Origin of the sequence: Bradyrhizobium sp. BR13661 (genome assembly GCF_029892425.1) — a bacterium.
GTDB lineage: Bacteria > Pseudomonadota > Alphaproteobacteria > Rhizobiales > Xanthobacteraceae > Bradyrhizobium.
Genome location: NZ_JARXWB010000041.1, coordinates 1 through 18,583 on the forward strand (window position 1 = coordinate 1; position 18,583 = coordinate 18,583).

An 18,583-nucleotide genomic window follows, 5' to 3' on the forward strand; every position below is an offset into this window, starting at 1 on the left:
TCAAAGCCAAAAATACACCCAAAATGCAGGATGCAGCCAGAAAGGCCACAGAATCAGAGTCATCCAGCTAACAGGACACTTGACGCATAATCTAACCGCTGAATCCGGTCGACCAGTGGCGCGCAATCGAGCGTCTGGTCGCGCTCGCCTGGACAGAGGAGGCAATCGGCGTCGCGCTCGCGCTGTCGGTGCGTCAAATCAGGAAACTTCGTTTGCTGGCCAATGTGCTGCCAGCGATGCTCGATCACATGGCCAAGGGCGACATGCCCGACGAGCGCCAGCTCCGCACGATCGCTGCCGCATCGCTCGACGAGCAGAAGGAGGTCTGGAAGAAGCACAAGCCGTCGAAGGCCGATCCGCAGGTCTCGTGGTGGAGTGTCGCTCAAGCGTTGCAGAAGACCCGGATGTTTGCTCGGCACGCCAGCTTCGGCGACGACCTGGCCGAGGCCTACGGCATTCATTGGGTTGAAGATCTCTTCGCGCCCGCCGACGAGGACAGCCGCTACACGACGGACGTCGAGGCTTTCCTCGGCACGCAGCAAGAGTGGATGACGGCCAATCTGCCGAAGAAAGGCATCATCGCCGAGACCACCAACTACGGCGAGGTGAAGCTGCCGCCGAAGGCCGAGCGCGTCCACGGCAAGCCGGTGAAGTCCGACTGCACGGCGATGTATCTTGACCGCGATGGCCGCGTGCAGACGGTGCACTACCGCATGCCTGCGCCGAAGAAGCCGAAGGGCAAGGGCGCGACTGGTTCGGACAACGCTCCGGACGACGTCGGCGAGATCTCCAGGCCCCGTCCTGACGTGACGCGCAAGGGCGTCGAGATGATCGGTGACTATCGCACCGACGCGCTGCGCGAGGCGCTCGGCCGCGCGCCGATCGAGGACGACACGCTGATGGCTCTTCTGGTCCTCGCCTTCGCGAGCCAGAACGTCTCCGTGACGACGGGAAGCGGTGGAACCTATTACGGCCACAGCCGCCTGGCGAAGAACGCAGCGGTGCTGTTCGATGCCGACGGCAAGCTCTCGTTCGACATGGATACGCTTCGTGTCGCGGCGCGCACCATGCTGGTCGATGTCTTCTCTTGCCGGGAGAACGCCACCAATAGCGGCATCGTCGCCAGGATCGCCGGCGTCGTGATCGGCGCGGATAGCTTCCTTCCGCACATGGGTACGGAGGACTTCCTCTCCTGCCTGTCGCGCCCTGCCCTTGAGGCATCGTGTAAGGACACTCCTGTCCTGCCACGCCAGCGCGTGAAGGACACGCGTGCTGCGCTCGTCGAGCACTTCAAGGAGGGACACTTCGTCCATCCCTCCGCGTTCTTCGCGCCAGACGCCACGAAGCTTTCGCAATGGTTGTCGTCGAGCGCGACGACGGGAGATGCCGACGAGGCTGAAGAGGAGACCGCCGGCATCGGCGATGACCTGTCTGACCAAGAAGCCGAGGCATTCAGGGAGGCGGCCGAATAGCGGCACGCATCCTTTCTTCCGAACGGTCCACCGCCGCCGGTCATCCCGGCGGCGGTTTCTTTTTCACGCATGCGCACACAAGGAGGACATGATGTCCGCGCACACCATCATCGACAACGCTCCCATCGGCTCGATCGTCGCCTGGTCCGACGGAACGCCGCAGCCACCGGCGCGCTTCAGGAAGAAGCTCGCCGCGTGGCAGACCAACAACAGCAGAGGCCGCCTCATCCGCAAACAGGGTGGACGGGACATCGGGAATGTCTCGCTATCGGCCTGTTTCACCCTGCATGAGACCGATTATGGCGCCGGCGGCGTCGTTGCCGTGCGTGTCCATCGGACATTCTCGCTGAAGTCGAAGCTCCACTTCGCCATCGTCGAACGTCCGGCGGTCGGCTCGATTCGTGTGTTTGACCGCGCCGGCGACGACGCCGAGCTTGTCCAACTCGCGACCAACGAGCCCGATGCGACGGAGTGGCTGACACGCCATGGCTATCCCCACGCCGTGCTGGAGGAAGTGACGGCCAACGAGATCAGCGCTGACACCATCGAGGGGAGGACCGCGGCATGAACGCGTCATTTCCTCCTCCCGACGACGTCGCTTTTGGTCGCAGCGCTGACGGCCTTCTGGTCGCGCTCGTCGGCGAGACGGCTTTCGCCATGGTTCCGGCCGGCGATGGCCGGCATTTTCTCGCGACGGGCTGGCGCATCAACCGCCCGATGGGCGGATGGACGCGCGGCGACTTCTACGGACATTCCGGCGAGCTCGCCGATGAGGCGGCGTTTCGCAACGCCGTGCTCGAAAACGCCGAGCATCAAAGCGAGCGCAAGCTGCTCGGCCGGATCGAGGAGAACACGGGTATCAATACCCCTTGGGGACTCTCGCAGGGCTCGACCGTCTATGCCGAGGGCGTCGCGTCGCACTCCACTGCTGGCCACGGCGGTTTCAAGCTCTCGGCCGAGCGAAACCGCATCATCCACCCCATGCTGCGCTCAAAGGGTGGATGGTACGAGGAAGACGCCGAATGGGCGATTGTCGCGATCACCTTCCCGGATATCTTCACGGCGTTCGAACGTCGTTGCGCCGCGACGACGATCAAGGACAGCTGGCCGGACGCCTGGGAGGCGATCTCCGGCACAATCCTGCAGCCGGGCGAATCCCGCGAGAAGGATCGCCGCGGCTTCGACCAGGTGCATGTGCGGGACTGGATCGTGGTGTCGGCGATCACGTCCAAACATGCGAGCGGCTTCGTCGAAACCGTCGCCACGCTCGGCGGGAAACGCGGGCCTGGAACCGAGGAACGCCGCTTCCTCGTTCCGTCCAACGAGTATCACGTCGGCCGCTTCGGCTTCGTGATCGACGAGGCGCGCCACCAGCTCTACGGCGGCCCCTCCGACTTCGTCGGATGGAGGTGACCCATGCCCTGGCGCCTCATTGCCAAAGCCTTCGGCTGGCGCACGGCCACTGACGAGGACGGCGAAATGCCGGTCCTCGTCGTCTGGCATCCGCGGCTCAGACGGCATTTCACCGGCGTCGACGCCTGGAAACACGCCGTGCGCCTGTCTGTGCACGCGCCGCGCCAAGACCCGGCCGGCGCCGACAGAATCCAGTCATGAAAGCGTATCTCGTCGCCGTGAACCTCCCGGTGCATGCGCACAACAACCCAGAGAGCGCCGTCGCCTGGATGACTGCCGGCGACGACCTCTCCTCCATAATCGCATTCTCTCTTCCGCACGACGACACGCCAGACAAGTTCGCCCCGCCCTTGTGGCCTCTCGGGACGGTGCGATGATCGAGCCCCTGGACCGACGCCTCCTGCTCGCGCGCATGGAGATCGCGCAAGCCGAGACGCAGCGCCATTTGGGCATCATCGAGCGCCAGATCGCGGCACGTGCCGAGCGGATGACGATCACCGATCGGGCGAAACGCCGGCCGCACGGCCGAAGCGCCTCGAGCTGGACGAACGCGGACGAGCGGCTGTTTCAGCAGCATGTCGCGGAGCTCGCCCTGGCCCACCGCGGCGAGATCGACGCTCTCACGCTAAAGCTCGATCGGCAGGAAACGGCGATCGCCGAGTTTCGGGCCCGCGGTCGCGCTTCCCCCGCGTGGCGGTGAACGACGGAGGCCGTGACGAATCCCCGCGCAAGCGGAGCGTAAGATCGTTCGCGACGTCGAGCGTGGCGCGGATTGACCTCGATCTCCCGCGGTTTCAGAGGCGGACTGCCCCTTGGCCGTCACTCCCTCGGTTTGTGCTGCGGTCTGAACCGTCCGCGGTCCGCTTCAAGGGCAAGTCGCGAAGCGATCGGCGGCCGCCGTCTCGCGATGGGGGGCCGCGTCCTTCGCAGGCCCGAGGGCCCGCTTGCCCGCAACCCGCCCATGCTCGCCCTGGCAGCCGCCGCCCCCTGAAGCGGCCCGCTGGGGCCGGTTCTGGTCGACCGCACCCGAGGGAGCAACGGCCAAAGGCCCGACCGCTTCCCTAGGTGAAACCGAGAAAGGATCTCATCATGACCAAAACCGCCCGCTCCTCTCGCGCCACAGCCCGCGTTATTCCGCTTCGCCGCGGCGCGACGCTCGAAATGGTTCGTCTCGCCTGTCCCGACTCCGCGCAGACATTGCGCATCTCCGAGAGCTTCGGCCTTGCGGTCCTCGACAGCGACGGCATCCGTGAGCTGCACGAGCGACTCGTGATCGAGACCGCCGACGCCCTCAAGGACGGCCTCAGCGAGCGTGCGATGGAAATCCACCTCCAGCGCATCGTCGGCGCTTACGTTGGTTCGGCTCACGGCGCCGGCCAGTTCTACTCCCGCGCCGTGACCGAAGCGCGCGAAGCCACCGCCAAGCTCGCCAACGACGCACGCGATGAGGACCTCGACGGCCCCGTCGGCTTCGACAGCCAAGCGCAGCGCAAGCGCGAGTTCGCGGCCGACATGGGACTCCAGGCGCACGCGCTCCGCATGGCGGCCGAGGGCGCCGTCGCCGCGTACGAGCAGGTCATCGGCGAAGCCTGGAAGCCCTTCGAGCGGCAGGCCGAGCACGCCGGCGAAACCGTCACTAAGAAGGCCGCCGCGGCCCAGATAGCGGCCTTCGAATAGGCCTCAAGGCGGGGCTTCGGCCCCGCCTTCCACATGTTGCCGCTGTGAAGGCTGGTCGCGAGACCGGCCATTTTTTCGTGTCGCCGGCAAATCCAACAAGAAAAACGGCGCGTCGCGCCAGCGTGGCCCCTCCCGGTCGGTGGTCCGTGCGACGGATTCGGCGCCCGCGCAACGGCTGCGCCGTCCTCCGCTGCGCTGCGGCCCGGCCGGGTGCGCGAGCGCGTGATGCCGCCGCGGCGGACGCCGTGAGGGGCCGCGACAGGCGCGGCCTCCGAACGGAGGTCATTGAAATGAGCAGGAACGAAGGAAAACCGCGCGCCGACATCTACGCGCGCATCACCGATCGCATCGTCGCGGACCTGGAGCGCGGGGTGCGGCCGTGGATCAGACCTTGGAATGCGGCCAGCGCGGCTGGGCGTATCACGCGGCCGCTGCGCCACAACGGGATGCCTTACCAGGGCATCAACGTCGTGCTGCTGTGGTCGGAAGCCCTGTCGCGCGGCTTCACGTCGCCGATTTGGATGACATTCAAGCAATCTCTCGAGCTCGGCGGCCACGTCCGCAAGGGCGAGAACGGAACGATGGTGGTCTACGCAAACAAGATCACCAAGACCGAGACGAATGACAACGGCGACGACGTCGAGCGGACAGTGCCGTTCCTGCGGGCCTACACCGTGTTCTGCGTCGAGCAGATCAACGGCCTGCCCGACCACTACTATGCGCGCCCTGCTCCGAGCGCGCCGCCGGCGCAGCGCATCGCGCACGTGGACGCATTCTTCGCCAACACCGGCGCGACCATCCGGCACGGAGGCGACAAGGCGTTCTTCGCGCCATCGCTCGACCTCATCCAGATGCCGCCGTTCGAGACCTTCCGCGACGCCGAGAGCTATGCGGCCACGCTCGCGCATGAGTGCGTGCACTGGACGGCGCCGGCGCACCGCGTCAATCGCGATCTCAGCCGCTACGCGAAGGACAGCAGCGAGCGCGCCCGCGAGGAGCTTGTCGCCGAGCTCGGCGCCTGCTTCCTTAGCGCGGACCTCGGCATCGTACCCGAGCTCGAGCCGCGTGCTGACCACGCGAGTTACCTTGCGTCGTGGCTGGAAGTGTTGGCCAACGACAGGCGCTTCATCTTTTCGGCGGCGGCGCACGCGCAGCGCGCCGTTACCTATTTGCACGATCTTCAGCCGAAGCCGGCCGAAATCGACCAAGCGGCATGAGCGCGACGCCGTCGCGTCTAGCCCGTGCTCTTAGCCTTTCACGAGCTCACCAAAGCCCTCGCCTCGCGGCGAGGTCCTTCTTGCGTGCCCAGTCGTGCGCTTGCGTCTTCCGAAGGCGGAGGCACTTCCCATAACCTCGTCCAGCGCGGCGGGACCAGCCGCGTGGGCCGCTGTGATCCCGAAATGTCTGTCGATTCGGAATGGGTGACTTCCCGCGGCAGCGTGAAAGCGGCCATCACGATTGCATTCGTCCGGGATCGCACTCGCGGTGACTCTCGAAAGAACCCTTCAGGGCCCGGCGAGTCCCTCGATCAGCTTTGGCTCCGTCGTTGTCGTGCGGTGCGCGGCTGTCACCAGTCATATCCCCTCGGTCGGCCTGACGCGCCCAGTGCGTCCTCGATTTGGCATGTCTAACCGAAGGCCGTCGTCGCTGCGCTCCGCCTCGATTCCATGACCGCAACGTCCGTTCGCGACTTTCTTCCCCTGGCCGCTGCGCGCCCATTCCTCGCGAGACAAGAAAGCCTCGCCCTGGCCGCCCTCCACTGCGTTGCGGCCCTTCGGGTGCGGTCCAATCGCCTCCGGTCAACGTCAGCCATCGAGGTCGCGGTGGTCGCGGCCCGAGAACCGAAGAGGATACGAACATGGCTACCATCGGCAACTTCACCGTGAATGGCAACGGCTTCGTGGGCACCGTCAAGACTCTCGCCCTCGGTACCGTGAAGGCCAAGATCGTCGCGGCCGACCGCACCTCGGAGAAAGCCCCGGACTACCGCATCTTCGCCGGCACCATCGAGTTCGGCGCCGCGTGGAAGAAGAAGTCCCAGGAGCAGAACCGCGACTACCTCTCGGTCAAGCTCGACGACCCGAGCTTCGCGGCGCCGATCTACGCGACGCTGGTCGAGATCGAAGGCGAGGAAGGCCACTCGCTCATCTGGTCTCGCCCAAGCCGCGACTGAAAGCCCGCGCAAGAAGGCCTCGCCAGTGGCGAGGCCTTCGCCTGCCGAAAGACAGTGTCAACGATGAAGGTCTTGAACGCGCGTATGTCGGCCGACCGCTCGATCGCGGTGCGATCTGTCTCGGCCGACCCAGCAAAGGGCATGTCGCTCTGCCCGAGGTCTCTAGAGGATTCCCCACGCCCGGTACCGCCCTCGCCCGGTAGCCTCGCGCAGGCCGAGCTCGATTACCAGGCTCAATGCTGCGCGTGACGTGATTCCCAATTCCTCAGCGATCATGCCGGCAGACACAACCGGGCAGGTTAACACGTAGTCGACGAGCGCCGGCAGTTTGGAAGTCGACCGGCGGCCTGTTAGTTTCCGAAGCAGTAGCGTGCGCTGGTTGAGCCAGCGATCGTGCGCCTTCAACCCAGCCTCGGCTGCAGCCGTGATCGCATCTAGCTCAGCGACAAGCCTCGTCGCGGTGTCGCGCGACCGGCGCCGCTCGCGCGGGATGGTTTTCAGTCCGTCGTGCAGGCAGGCGAGATGCGAACGTGTTTTGCCACGTTGACGCAACAGCGCAGCCGCCAGCAATTGGCCCAGCCATGGCCTATGCTGCAGCGGTTCGATGCTGCGCCATGCGTCGGCCGCGATGGCCGCTGCGAGCGTTGGCGGCAAGCTGCGGGTCTGATCGAGGTTGGTGCGCCAGGCGGTGAGGCGGGTGTCCTCGTCCCAATCGATGTCGTAGAGCAGCGGATCGCGATCGGTCGCGTGACGTAATTGACTCGGGCTATCGCTGGCGAGGGCGCGATCGGTCTTGGCCATCGCGGCATCGACGGCAGCGAGCGCCTCAGACAGCCGATCGTCATTTGCGGTTAGTGCGAGCCCTGCCTCCAGCACATCGCCGGCCTCCTTCGCATCGCAATCCCCTGCTCCACCCTCTTCCCGCTCGACGCCTGCCCCTTCCAGGTCGCCCGTCCCGTCGAGGCCGCGCAAGGCGCCAAGGCCGACCGGCGACAACGCCCAGTCGGGCTTTTCCCGGTCGATGCGACGGCGGGCGCGCAGCACGGCGCGTGCCCGAGTCAGCTCATGGGTCGGTGCGCGGATATCCATGCCCGCGTCATGGAGAACAAGATCTTCGACGTGGACGAGTTCGCCCTCTAGCCATAGACTGGCGCAGGCGTCGGTGAAGTGGTTGCGGCTGATCCACCCATCCCGAATTGGGCTCTTTGCGAGGCGTTCGTCGAGGCGGGCAAGCGCGTCCTCGGCGGTCGCAAGGGGTGTCGCTTTCACTTCCCGATTTCATCAGCGCAATCCTCATATGTTGTTTAGGTTTAGGGGCTAAAACGAGCCGAATTTTCCGCTAACGATTTCAGCGACCGCTCGATTGCCGCACCGACCGCAAAGCAGAACAACCGCCTCTGCGTTGGCGCCCCCGTCGGAGGAGGCGTGGCTGGCGGCGCGCCGCGTTGCGCGCGAACTCGACGGGATCCTTGATGAGGCGGGTCCGCATCGGCAGGCGGTCGATCGGGCGGCCGCCGAGCTGCGCCTTTCGACCCGGCAGGTCTATAATCTGCTGGCGCGCTATCGCGTCGACCGGCGGGTATCGTCGCTGCTGCCGCGTACGAACGGCGCGAGAAAGAAGCGGCTCGACCATGAAGTCGAGGACATCATCGCGGCGACGTTGCGAGCGCAATGGCTGACGCTGGAGGCGCCGCCGCTTGCGCCGGTCGTAGCCGAAATCCGCGCCCGTTGTGAGGAGGCCGGACTCGCCGCGCCCTCCTATGGCGCTGTCGACCGCCGCATTCCCTCGCTGTTCAGCCCTGAGGAACTCGCCAGGAAGCGGTCAGCGAACCCGAAGCATCTGCTGCGGCTCAAACCGAGACCCGGTTATATCCGCGCCTCGAACCCGCTCGAGGTTTGTCAGATCGATCACACGCCCACGGACATCCAGTTCGTCGAGGTGGTGGAGGGCGAAGGCGTCTTCGTCGGAAGGGCGTACCTGACCCTCATCGCGGACGTGGCGACGCGCTGCATCCTCGGCTTTTGTCTGACCCTCGAAAAGCCTTCGGCGCTGTCCGTCGCCCTATGCCTCGCGCAGGCGATGTGTCCGAAGGAGGCGTGGTTGGCCGCGCGCGGCATCGAGCATCGCTGGCCGATGTTCGGGCGACCTCGGCTGCTCGTCACCGATTCCGCGAAAGAGTTCAAAGGGCGCGCCTTCCAGCGTGGTTGCGAGGATTATGGCGTCCGGATTCGTTATCGCGATCGCGGCCGGGTCCATGAAGGTGGCGTGATCGAACGCCTGCTCGGGAAGCTGAACAGCGTTCTCGCGACGCATCCGGGATCGACGGGTCGATCGGTGGCGGACCGCGACAGTTATCCCGCAGAGCGGCGCGCTCGCCTGAGTTTCGCCGATCTTGAGCGATGTGTGGCGCTCGCCGCGATTGATCACAATCTGCAGCAGAACGCGAAGACCCTGAAGACGCCGGCGGCGGAATGGGCGCGACACAGCCGGGATCTTCCTCGTTTCGAGGACGACCCGGCGCGGGTCGTGCTGGCGTTCCTGCCCGGGATGGAGCGGCGCCTTTCGCCGCAGGGCGTCAGTCTGTTCGCGTTGGACTATTATTCGCCGTGGCTGGGCGGCCTGGTCCCGCGGCGCGACCGTCTGGGTCGGCTCGAGGTACGATACGATCCTCGCGACATCAGCCACATCTATGTCCGGGATCCGGAAACGAGGGAGTTTCGGTCCGTCGGACGACGCGATGGGCGGCTCGCGTCGTTAACGCTGTGGGAGCACGAAGGCGACCGCGCGCGTCGACGCGCCGCGACCGCGCGCTCGGACACGGAGAAGGTGAAGTTTCAGCGCCAGATCGCCGAGATCGTCGGCGGATCGAAGCCATCGAAGGTCGAACTGCGCGACGCCGTGCGCCGGAGTCACGCGGCGGAGGCCGGCAAGCTCTATGAGGCCATGTGCCCGACTGCGTCGGAGGTTCCCGCCGAGCGCCCGGTCCGCGAAAAGCGCCGGCTGCCGGTCGAGGATTGGTGAGATGGTCGACCATCTGCTCGATCATGTTCGCCCGTATCTTGGCCGCAGTCTGGAGGATCGGATCGCCTACATCGAGGCGCCGCGATGGATCGGACATCACCTCGCCACGCAGGCGCTTGAGCGGCTGAACGCATTGCTGTCCCGGTCGCCAAGTTTACGCACGCGCGGTCTGATGCTCGTCGGCCCCTACGCCAACGGCAAGACGATGATCGCCGAACGGTTCGCCGTCGCGCATTTGAAGGCCTGCGAGACGCAGCGGGTGTGGGTGGTCCAGACCCGCGAGGGCGCAGGACTCGCCCATTTCTACGCAAGCATTCTGCGTGCCTTCCGGGCACCGACGGGAAACAGCCGGGACGTCGGCCGCAAGGCCGAGCAGGTCGATCATCTGCTCGACGGCCTGAAGCCGAGAATCCTGATTTTCGACGAGTTCCACAATGCGCTGCGCGGTCGATCGCGCGACGTGGAGGCGGTGCTGGCGTTCCTGCGGCGGATCGGTCGTCAGTTCGACATATCGCCGGTTTTGATCGGCGAGGTCGCGGTGTACGATTTCATCAACGCGACCGACGAAATGGCGAGCCGGTTCGAACTGCTCGCCGCGCCGCGATGGCGTTACGACGACGAATTCCTCACGTTGCTCGACAGTCTCGAAAGCGCCCTGCCGCTCGCGCGCCGCTCTGATCTTTCCGACGAGCAACTGGCGCGTGAGATCTTCCGGCTTTCGGAAGGGTTGATCGGCGAGATCGTGGCGGTCGTCACGGCGGCGGCGGTCGCGGCGGCGAGGTCCGGAGCGGAGCGGATCACCCGGTCCTCGATTGACGCGCTGGATTACGTCCCGGTGTCGCGACGCCGCGGTGCGCGGCTGCGCGAGGGTCTGCTGTGAGCCAAGTGACGGGCTTCGCGATCGAGATCCGCGAACGATACCAGGATGTCGCCGGGGATCGGTGGCCCGCCGCCGTCGACCCGCAACCCGACGAATTGCTGTCGAGCTGGCTTCATCGCCTCGCGATCGCGAACGGCGTCGCGCCGCGGTCGTTCGCCGGCGGGCTCGGGCTGGGAGGAGGCATGTGGTCGCCTCGCCTCGACGCGCGGCTCCCCGAGGACGTCGCGGCCTGGCTCGGCATTCGGACGGGGGTCGCGTGCGAGGCGATATCGGCGATGGCGATGACGGATGGAGCGTTGGCGCCGCTTTGGCTGCCTTTGCGCGAGACCGCGCGCCGGAGCCGTTCGACCTGGATCCAATATTGCGCTGTGTGCCTCGCCGACGATAGCGCCCCCTATTTTCGGCGGTCTTGGCGACTGGCGTCGCGCATTTCCTGTTTCACGCATCGCTGCGGTCTGCGTGATCGATGTCCCGCCTGCCGCGCCGGGATCGTTCCCTTCGCTCAGACGGAATTAGTCCCGCAATACGTCTGCGTGCGCTGCGGTTTCGATCTGCGCGGCGCCGCCAAGATATCGGTCGGGCTGGCGGCGCGGCGGCTGGAACGGTCGATCGACGATATCTGCAAGGCCGAAATCGCCAAGGGATCGCCGACGATCCACGAATGGGTTGCGCGCTTGCTGCGCGTTCCCGTCGTCGTCGGCGTCGTCGGGGCCGGCCGGCCGCTCACCAGCCTGCCGGCGTCGGCGCGCATCCGTTGCTTCGAGCAGCTCGCACAAAGGGCCGACGATGAGCGCGTCGTCGCTGCGGACCGCGCCGTTCCCCGGCGATGTCGAATTGCCGCGACCACCGGCGGCCGTGACGGGTTGATCACGCGTTTCGCGGATTTCCTCGACGCGCATCAGAGATCGCCGCGGTTCGCGCGAGCGCAACCGCCTGGCGTCGACCTCGCGGCTTTGCTGGCGGCCTATGGTTGCGCCGTTCGCCGCGGCTCGCGCTCGACGCGTCGCGGCGCCGACGACGGCGCACGCAAGAGTCTGGCGACCTGATCGAAGACGACGCCGGGCGCGTCGCGGGGCGCCGGCGCGAAGGGAGTAGGATCCCGCGCGCTCACAAGACGCCCCACGCCCGATACCGTCCCCTTCCGGTCGCCTCGCGTAAGGCGAGTTCGGCGACGAGGTTCTGCGCGGCGCGTGGGGTGATCCCGAGCGCCTTGCCGATCATGCCGGCCGAGACCAGCGGTCGCGAGATCACGAACTCGATCAGCTGGGGCAGCCGCGAGGTGGAGCGGCGGCCGTCGAGTTTTCGGATGAGCAGCGTGCGGGCGAGGAGCCAGCGGTCATGCTGCTTGAGGCCCTCTTCCGCCGCCGCGGCGATGGTTTCGAGCTCGGCCACGAGACGCGTCGTCGCGTCGCGCGCCCGGCGGCGTTCCCGCGGCACGGCTTTCGCGCCCTCGGCCAGACATGGCAAATGGGCGCGGGTCTTATCGCGGTCGCGCAGCACAGCGGCGGCGAGCAGGCGGCCGAGGCCGGACGCGCGCTGCAGCGGCTCGATCGCGCTCCAGGCCTCGTGGGCGATCGCAGCGGCGAGAGTCGGCGGCACATTGCGGGTTTCGTCGACGATGGCGCGCCATTGCACGAGGCGCGCGTCCTCGTCCCAGTCGAGGTCGTAAACGAGCGGATCGCGCTCGCCAGCCGGCGCGGCCGGGAGCGGCCGTTCGCTGGCGAGGGTTCTGTCGGCCTGGGCAATGGCCGCGTCGACCGAGGCGAACAATTCGGCAAACTCGCGGTTCCCGGCGAGCGGCGGCTCGAACTCTGGATTCGCTTCGTCACCGTCGTCGTCGGGCTCCGGGTCTTCGACCTGGGGATGCTTTGGGTCCGACTCCCCTGCCCTGCGCCGCAGCGCCTCGAGACCGGTGGGTGACAGAGCCCAACCGGGCGCGGCGTCGGCGATGCGCCGGCGCGCGCGTAACACCATATGGGCACGCGTGAGTTCGTGGGTGGGCGCGCGGATGTCCATGCCGGCGTCGTGCAGCACAAGGTCTTCGATATGGACGAGCTCACCCTCGAGCCAGAGCGCGGCGACCGCGTCCGCAAAGTGGGTTCTCGCGATCCAGCCGTCGCGGATGGGGCTCGTTCGCAGCCGCTCGTCGAGCCGCGCCAGTGTGTCTTCGGCGCGTGCGAGCGGTCGGGCGAGCTCGCGCCATGGCAGCGGATCGGGGAGGCGGGCGCTCAAAGGGGGCACCGGGCGGCCGGTTTGGAATTGTGAGGATCGGTCACGACGGTCTTTCCGAGGGTTCCGAAGGCCCGGGTCGAAATATCTGTTGGATCAAAGCGCTGTCGGACGGCTGCTGAAATCGCAAGCGGAAAAGCGTGCACCGATTTTCCGCTAAGCGTTGCAAATTGAAATCGATAACAGAAAGCGACAAGCGGCCCAACGAGCTGGGCCCACGGCAGCGGATCGGGGATTTTGTAGCTGGGTGGCAAGGTCTTGATAACCTTAACAGGAATCGACGAAACGGAAGCTAACACACGAATGGCTTCCGTCATGGCGATGCCGGTTCCGGATGGCTCTTACTATCGATAACCAGCCCTCATCGATGGTGTCGGGGGAATCGCGTCCCCGGGCCCCTGAGGTCCCCCTCCTCTTGCGGGGGAGCCTGCTTCCCGGATGTCCTATCATCTCGAATGCCCGCTGGGCGCCGACTATGATAGGCTGGCGTTGCGATGTCGAGGTCAAACGCATGAATGAGTTTAGGCGAATTACGCAAGATCCCGCCGTGATGGGCGGGAAAGCCTGCATACGTGGCCAGCGCGTCACCGTCGGCATGATCGTGGGCCAGATCGGTGCCGGCCGCAGCATCGATGCGCTGCTTGCCGACTATCCCTATCTCGCGCGCGAGGACGTGCTCGAGGCCTTGCGCTACGCCGCCTGGCGCGCCGAGGAGCGCGAGGTCGATCTGCAGCGCGCATCCTGATGCGATTCCTGATCGACATGAACCTGTCGCCGAGCTGGGTTCCTTTCCTCCAGAACGCGGGGTTCGAAGCGGCGCATTGGTCAGCGGTGGGTGCTGCGGACGCGTCCGATCGCACGCTGATGCAATGGGCGGCCGCGCACGATCATGTGGTAGTGACCAACGACCTCGATTTTTCGACGATCCTGGCCGCGACGCAGCGCCGCAAGCCGAGCGTCATCCAGATCCGCGCCGATCTGCTGACGCCAGTGGCGATCGGCAGCGCCGTGCTCCGTGCAATCGCACAAACCGAGCGCGAGCTCGCCGAAGGCGCCCTGGTCTCCATCGATCCCGACCGGGCGCGGGTGCGAATTCTCCCGCTCGGGTCGTAAACTTCACCGTTTATCGACAGGGTCGGAAATCAACCCGCAAATCGGCGATTCTGGCGGCTAGGCGCCTGCAAATCCCGCCGCCCGGTCCCCGGATGGACGAGAGACCATGCCAGCCCAGCCCCCCCCTCGCCCCTTCCGCTGTCTTTTCGGTCTGCGCCGGCCGTCTGCGCGAGCGCGATCGTGGTCAGGCGTCGTCGAACAGACCGTCGCGAAATACCTTATCGGCAGCCTTTCCCCCCGGCGGGCATTGCCGCGGGCACGCAGCTTCCGGCCAAAGTCGACACCAACATCGAGCAGAGTCACCCCGGCCTCGTTGAACTCGGCGTTGCATCCTCGTACAGGCCGTCGCGGAACGCCTTGTCGGCAGGTTTGCTGCTCTGCGGATCGGCCTTTGTCCTCAAATCGCGACAAAATTGGACGCCTAGGTCGACCAAGGACGGCCTGCGCTGCTCGCGCTCAAGTTCATGGGCGAGCGCCGTGTGCACGGCCTCGGTCAGTCCGATTTTCTTCAGCGCGGCGACCCTGCGGGCCAGCGCGTCGGTCTCCGGATTCTTGATATGGAAGGCCATGAGGCGCTCCTCTAGCGTGTATCGTGTATCTTTATACAACATTCCGGATACTTCTCGTGAAGGCCGGGGATTCTCGCCAAATCTGATGGGAAAGCTCATAAGAACTCGGCGGAGGCCAAAATTTTTATGGTTAACATTCTATGAGCGCCACCCCTCTTCGCATTCCCGATGCGGCCTCGATCGAGGCCGTTCTGGCAGGACTCGATCCCGCCTCGGCCGACGCGGATCTCATGCCCGCGCTCGCCGCAGCCTTTCCGAGCTTCGATTTCAGCCTGGCCCGCGTCGACGATGATTATTGGCGCGACACCCGATCGGTCATTCGGCCCGACTGCACCCGAGCCGGGGAGCTGCGGCAGTGGATGACGGCCGAGCTCGCCAAAGATGGCGGGGATATCAAGGGGCTCTGGACGCGCCTGAAAGACACTGATCTGCAGATCACCGAGTGGCGTGGGACCAGCGCCTTCGTCTTCGCCCCGACCGGGCCCGGGGCCGCCGATTATATCCAGATCGGACTTGGCCGAGAAATCGAGTGGCGCGCTGGTCCGATCGTCAATCCGGACTATCGACCTTGGGGGGAAGAGGATCTGCTCGATCCCAGCTGGCTCCGCCAGTCCCTGCCCGAGACGGATCGCCTCGGCGGCCCGGTCTACCGCCTGCTCGACCGCGCCGGCGGCGCATTCGTCCATATCCGCAGTTTCCTCGATCGCTGCAGTCGAGCGCGACAAGCGGGAGGCCAAGCGGCCCGAGATGGAGCGGCGCGTGATCCGCGAAGTCGGGCCGCAGGGAACGCGCGAAACGCCATTCCTCGAGGCGGTCCCCGACTGGTTCGACTACGTGCCGCGGGAGGTGCGCTTCTTTCAAGACTGGGAGGGATCGAGTGCCCGCGCCCATCGCGTCTTTGAGCATTGGGCGCTCGATGTTCGTGATTATACCCACAAGGGCGAGCGCGAAGTCGGTTTCATCCCCCGGCCGCTGAAGCCCCCCAAGGAGCGGCTGCTCACGGCATCGGATGTTTCGGTGCATCTGCTGATGGATCGGATTGAGGCCGTGGACAGTGAGGTCGGCCTGTCCTTCGGCTGGTTCTTCCTGATGACCCACGGGCATTGGGTTGATCCCGACATCGGCCTGGCGATTGCGCAAGGCCTGAAGGCGCAGCGTGTTCGCCTGCCCGATCCCGACGCTCGCGTGCTGCTGCGCTGGGCGGATCGAAGCTACGGCTTTTGATGGCGCCGCCCACGGACGATTTTACCTGGCGCGCGCTGGCTTTCCGACACCCAAACCGGTGCGCACCGTAGCTTGACGCGCTCTCGCTGATCCCGCCGATGGAGAGGCACGATCAGCTACGTCGACGGTGCTTTTAGGCCCGGGCTACACAACATTTCGCTTTGGCGCAGCGATGACGCGGCGAGTTGCGCAATGGGACCTTGCACCGGCGGAAGGGCATGAAGCTATTGGCGTCGCCAAGCCTGCGCTCGGCGCGAGGCACCTAGATTCGGTTTCCTGCGAAGCAGAAGAGGGTAGACTTCATAGAGGCCGATTCGGCCCAACTGGAGAAAGTTGACCGCGGTCAACTTTTCCATTTGCGCGAGGCAACCGGAAATCACCGTTAAGGATTTGTTTACCCTTTAATTGTTGCGCGACCGCTCAGAATCGGGCCTAGTTAGCCACGCTTTGCGCATGTCCTGCATCCGAAATTCGTAACTACGCGAGAAAGCCGTGGCCCTGAACGATCAACAAGCGATGGCGCCAATCCCGTCGGCCGCGCCCCCGGCGATCCACGATACGATCGCGGCCGACGCGCGGGAACTCTCCGCGAAACTTCATGCCCACCGAACTAAGTTATTCCCGCCGAAAGCCCGCAAGCATCTCCGCCGGTTCACATCCGGCGAAGTCGCTAAACTCGTCGGTATTAATGACGGCTACCTCCGCCAATTGTCGCTGGAGGGAAGGGGCCCTCAGCCAGACACCACTCCAACGGGTCGAAGGTCGTACACATTCGAGGACATTCAGAGCCTTCGTGCTTATCTCGACGAATCCGGCAAAGGCGCTCGCCGATACCGACCGCATCGCGTCGCGGGCGAACAGTTGCAAGTCATCGGCGTCGTCAATTTCAAGGGTGGATCGGGTAAGACCACTACCGCCGCGCATCTCGCTCAACATCTCACGCTGCAGGGCTATCGAGTGCTCGCGATCGATCTCGATCCGCAGGCCTCGCTCTCCGCGCTGCACGGCTATCAGCCAGAGTTTGACGTTGAGGAGAACGGAACTCTCTACGGCGCCATCCGCTATGACGACGCGCGTCGCGAGCTGAATGACATCATTCGGCAGACTTACTTTTTGGGGCTCGACATCGTTCCCGGCAACATCGAGTTGATGGAATTCGAACATGAAACCCCGAAAGCGTTGGCTATGCGCCAGTCGGGTGACCCGCTGTTCTTTGCCCGCGTTGCCCGTGCCCTCGCCACGGTCCAGGACCGTTACGACGTCGTCGTAATCGATTGCCCGCCCCAACTTGGGTTTCTCACGCTCTCCGCGCTCTGCGCAGCAACCGCAATTCTGATTCCCGTGCATCCGCAAATGCTCGATGTCATGTCGATGTGCCAATTCCTGATCATGACATCCGATCTCCTTGCCGTCGTAGCCAAGGCAGGCGGCAACATGAATTACGATTGGATGCGCTATCTCGTCACGCGCTATGAGCCCGGCGATGGACCGCAGGCCCAAATGGTCGGCTTCATGCGCTCGCTGTTCGGCGATCGCATGCTCACCAATATGATGCTGAAAAGTACGGCGATCTCGGACGCCGGCATCACGAAGCAAACGCTCTATGAGGTCAGTCGCGATCAGTTCACACGCGCTACCTACGACCGCGCGATGGAATCGCTGGACAGTGTCAATGGCGAAATTCAAAGCCTCATCCAGGCTGCATGGGGGAGGGCCTAATGGGTCGCAAAAACCTGCTTGCTGACCTCATGGACGACAAGTTGACCGCGGTCAACGAACCGCCGTCAGGTGAGCTAAGCGACAATCGGAGACCATCCCAACCAACACTCGGTTCACGCGGGGCAGTCGGTGCCATGAGCCGTTCGCTCGAGATGCTGTCCGCAGAGCGCGACGCCGCCAAGGCCTTGACCGAACAACTCACCACCGGTCAAACCGTCGTTGAAATCGCCCCAGGTTTGATTGATGCCTCGATCGTCCCGGATCGCATGAAGAGCGTCGACGAGAAGCACTCCGCTCTCGTCGAATCGATTCGCGCCAATGGGCAATTGGTTCCGATCCTCCTTCGCCCGCATCCGACCAGCCCAGGCCGGTTTCAGATTGCCTATGGCCATCGTCGCGTCCGTGCGCTCGCCGAACTTGGCCATCCCGCACGGGCCGTGGTCCGTGACCTCAGCGACGAAGACCTGGTGGTGGCACAAGGCAAGGAGAATGGCGAGCGGGAGGATCTGTCCTTCATTGAGCGGGCAACTTATGCCACCGCGCTCGAGGATCGTGGATTCAAACGTGAGATCATCATGGCGGCGCTCAGCGTCGACAAGACAGAGCTCTCCCGCCTCATCTCTGTCACGCGGACCCTGCCACGGAGCCTAGTCGATGCGATCGGGCCAGCGCCCAAGACCGGCCGCCGGCGCTGGATGGAGCTGGCAGAGCGGATGGTGGGTCGCCACGACCAAAAGGCATTAGCTGACAGCGTTGCTAGCGATCGTTTTGTGCGTGCTACTTCCGATGAACGGTTCGCGATCGCGTTCGCCGCGCTCGCGCCCCGCAAGCCCAAAGCCCCGCGGCCGACGACCTGGGCCGATGACGACGGCAAGAAGATCGTGAAGATTGAACGTCGCGCAGATCGCGTCACGCTAGCGCTCGATGAAAAGGCAGCACCAGCGTTTGGGGATTTTGTGATTTCGCGGCTGCCTGAACTCTACCGATCTTTTCGCGAGGGGCGCACCGATGAATGACATCGCGCGTCTTGCCGCTTTGGATATGGCGTCGTCCGGACCTCTCATGATCGGGCGATGCGATGCGTACCCGCGT

19 protein-coding genes and 2 pseudogenes are annotated in these 18,583 nt (G+C 65.1%); 17 read left to right on the forward strand and 4 right to left on the reverse strand.

What is annotated here, in order from left to right; genetic code table 11:
* Positions 1–98: 98 nt before the first annotated feature.
* The 9 genes and pseudogenes from M2427_RS37840 to M2427_RS37880 form a co-directional block, all read left to right on the forward strand.
* Positions 99–1,472: pseudogene (locus M2427_RS37840) on the forward strand (plasmid partitioning protein); the annotation flags it as partial.
* A 91-nt stretch (positions 1,473–1,563) separates the two neighbouring features.
* Positions 1,564–2,040 carry a hypothetical protein gene (locus tag M2427_RS37845; protein WP_280711907.1) on the forward strand — a complete coding sequence of 159 codons (477 nt, stop codon included), beginning with the start codon at positions 1,564–1,566 and terminating at the stop codon, positions 2,038–2,040.
* Positions 2,037–2,885 (forward strand): hypothetical protein, encoded by an 849-nt coding sequence (locus tag M2427_RS37850; RefSeq protein WP_280711908.1) that lies wholly within the window; start codon positions 2,037–2,039, stop codon positions 2,883–2,885. Before M2427_RS37845 ends, M2427_RS37850 begins: the two co-directional genes overlap by 4 nt.
* A gap of 3 nt (positions 2,886–2,888) precedes the next feature.
* Entirely contained in the window at positions 2,889–3,086 is a 198-nt protein-coding gene (locus M2427_RS37855; RefSeq protein WP_280711909.1) for a hypothetical protein, read from the forward strand.
* Positions 3,083–3,262 carry a hypothetical protein gene (locus tag M2427_RS37860; protein WP_280711910.1) on the forward strand — a complete coding sequence of 60 codons (180 nt, stop codon included), beginning with the start codon at positions 3,083–3,085 and terminating at the stop codon, positions 3,260–3,262. The genes M2427_RS37855 and M2427_RS37860 overlap by 4 nt, the downstream gene beginning before the upstream one ends.
* Positions 3,259–3,585, forward strand: a complete 327-nt coding sequence (locus tag M2427_RS37865; RefSeq protein ID WP_280711911.1) for a hypothetical protein — start codon at positions 3,259–3,261, stop codon at positions 3,583–3,585. The genes M2427_RS37860 and M2427_RS37865 overlap by 4 nt, the downstream gene beginning before the upstream one ends.
* Before the next feature lie 389 nt (positions 3,586–3,974).
* Complete coding sequence (locus M2427_RS37870; protein WP_280711912.1) at positions 3,975–4,562, forward strand: hypothetical protein; 588 nt, start codon at positions 3,975–3,977, stop codon at positions 4,560–4,562.
* Between the two features lie 290 nt (positions 4,563–4,852).
* The gene (locus M2427_RS37875; protein WP_280711913.1) at positions 4,853–5,779 is read left to right on the forward strand and encodes a zincin-like metallopeptidase domain-containing protein; all 927 of its coding nucleotides are present in this window, start codon (positions 4,853–4,855) and stop codon (positions 5,777–5,779) included.
* 641 nt (positions 5,780–6,420) lie between these two features.
* On the forward strand, positions 6,421–6,735 hold the full coding sequence (locus M2427_RS37880; RefSeq protein ID WP_280711914.1) for a DUF736 domain-containing protein: 315 nt from the start codon (positions 6,421–6,423) through the stop codon (positions 6,733–6,735).
* A 162-nt stretch (positions 6,736–6,897) separates the two neighbouring features.
* Here M2427_RS37880 and M2427_RS37885 read toward each other — a convergent pair whose 3' ends face one another.
* Positions 6,898–8,004 carry an RHE_PE00001 family protein gene (locus tag M2427_RS37885; RefSeq protein WP_280711915.1) on the reverse strand — a complete coding sequence of 369 codons (1,107 nt, stop codon included), beginning with the start codon at positions 8,002–8,004 and terminating at the stop codon, positions 6,898–6,900.
* Positions 8,005–8,137: 133 nt separating this feature from the next.
* On the opposite strand from M2427_RS37885, the gene M2427_RS37890 reads away from it, so the two are divergent.
* From M2427_RS37890 to M2427_RS37900, 3 genes are read left to right on the forward strand one after another with little or no spacing between them, the layout of a single operon-like run.
* Complete coding sequence (locus tag M2427_RS37890) at positions 8,138–9,757, forward strand: Mu transposase C-terminal domain-containing protein (protein ID WP_280711916.1); 1,620 nt, start codon at positions 8,138–8,140, stop codon at positions 9,755–9,757.
* A 1-nt stretch (position 9,758) separates the two neighbouring features.
* Positions 9,759–10,637, forward strand: a complete 879-nt coding sequence (locus tag M2427_RS37895) for a TniB family NTP-binding protein (protein ID WP_280711917.1) — start codon at positions 9,759–9,761, stop codon at positions 10,635–10,637.
* Positions 10,638–10,642: 5 nt separating this feature from the next.
* The gene (locus M2427_RS37900) at positions 10,643–11,683 is read left to right on the forward strand and encodes a TniQ family protein (protein WP_280711918.1); all 1,041 of its coding nucleotides are present in this window, start codon (positions 10,643–10,645) and stop codon (positions 11,681–11,683) included.
* A gap of 61 nt (positions 11,684–11,744) precedes the next feature.
* Here M2427_RS37900 and M2427_RS37905 read toward each other — a convergent pair whose 3' ends face one another.
* Positions 11,745–12,878 carry an RHE_PE00001 family protein gene (locus M2427_RS37905; RefSeq protein ID WP_280711919.1) on the reverse strand — a complete coding sequence of 378 codons (1,134 nt, stop codon included), beginning with the start codon at positions 12,876–12,878 and terminating at the stop codon, positions 11,745–11,747.
* Positions 12,866–13,183, reverse strand: coding sequence for a hypothetical protein (locus M2427_RS37910; protein ID WP_280711920.1), 318 nt, complete (start codon positions 13,181–13,183; stop codon positions 12,866–12,868). The genes M2427_RS37905 and M2427_RS37910 overlap by 13 nt, the downstream gene beginning before the upstream one ends.
* 194 nt (positions 13,184–13,377) lie before the next feature.
* Between M2427_RS37910 and M2427_RS37915 the strand changes: the two genes are divergently transcribed.
* Together M2427_RS37915 and M2427_RS37920 are read left to right on the forward strand one after the other, a co-directional pair.
* Complete coding sequence (locus tag M2427_RS37915) at positions 13,378–13,611, forward strand: DUF433 domain-containing protein (RefSeq protein WP_280711921.1); 234 nt, start codon at positions 13,378–13,380, stop codon at positions 13,609–13,611.
* Positions 13,611–13,979 carry a DUF5615 family PIN-like protein gene (locus M2427_RS37920; protein ID WP_280711922.1) on the forward strand — a complete coding sequence of 123 codons (369 nt, stop codon included), beginning with the start codon at positions 13,611–13,613 and terminating at the stop codon, positions 13,977–13,979. The genes M2427_RS37915 and M2427_RS37920 overlap by 1 nt, the downstream gene beginning before the upstream one ends.
* Positions 13,980–14,278: 299 nt before the next feature.
* Here the strand turns inward: M2427_RS37920 and M2427_RS37925 are convergent, their stop codons facing one another.
* Complete coding sequence (locus tag M2427_RS37925; RefSeq protein ID WP_280711923.1) at positions 14,279–14,548, reverse strand: type II toxin-antitoxin system VapB family antitoxin; 270 nt, start codon at positions 14,546–14,548, stop codon at positions 14,279–14,281.
* A 140-nt stretch (positions 14,549–14,688) separates the two neighbouring features.
* On the opposite strand from M2427_RS37925, the pseudogene M2427_RS37930 reads away from it, so the two are divergent.
* The 3 genes and pseudogenes from M2427_RS37930 (at position 14,689) to repB (ending at position 18,507) form a co-directional block, all read left to right on the forward strand.
* Positions 14,689–15,772 (forward strand): annotated as a pseudogene (locus M2427_RS37930) (hypothetical protein).
* 516 nt (positions 15,773–16,288) lie between these two features.
* On the forward strand, positions 16,289–17,491 hold the full coding sequence (gene repA / locus M2427_RS37935) for a plasmid partitioning protein RepA (protein ID WP_280711967.1): 1,203 nt from the start codon (positions 16,289–16,291) through the stop codon (positions 17,489–17,491).
* Positions 17,491–18,507, forward strand: a complete 1,017-nt coding sequence (gene repB / locus M2427_RS37940; RefSeq protein WP_280711924.1) for a plasmid partitioning protein RepB — start codon at positions 17,491–17,493, stop codon at positions 18,505–18,507. Before repA ends, repB begins: the two co-directional genes overlap by 1 nt.
* Positions 18,508–18,583: the final 76 nt, after the last annotated feature.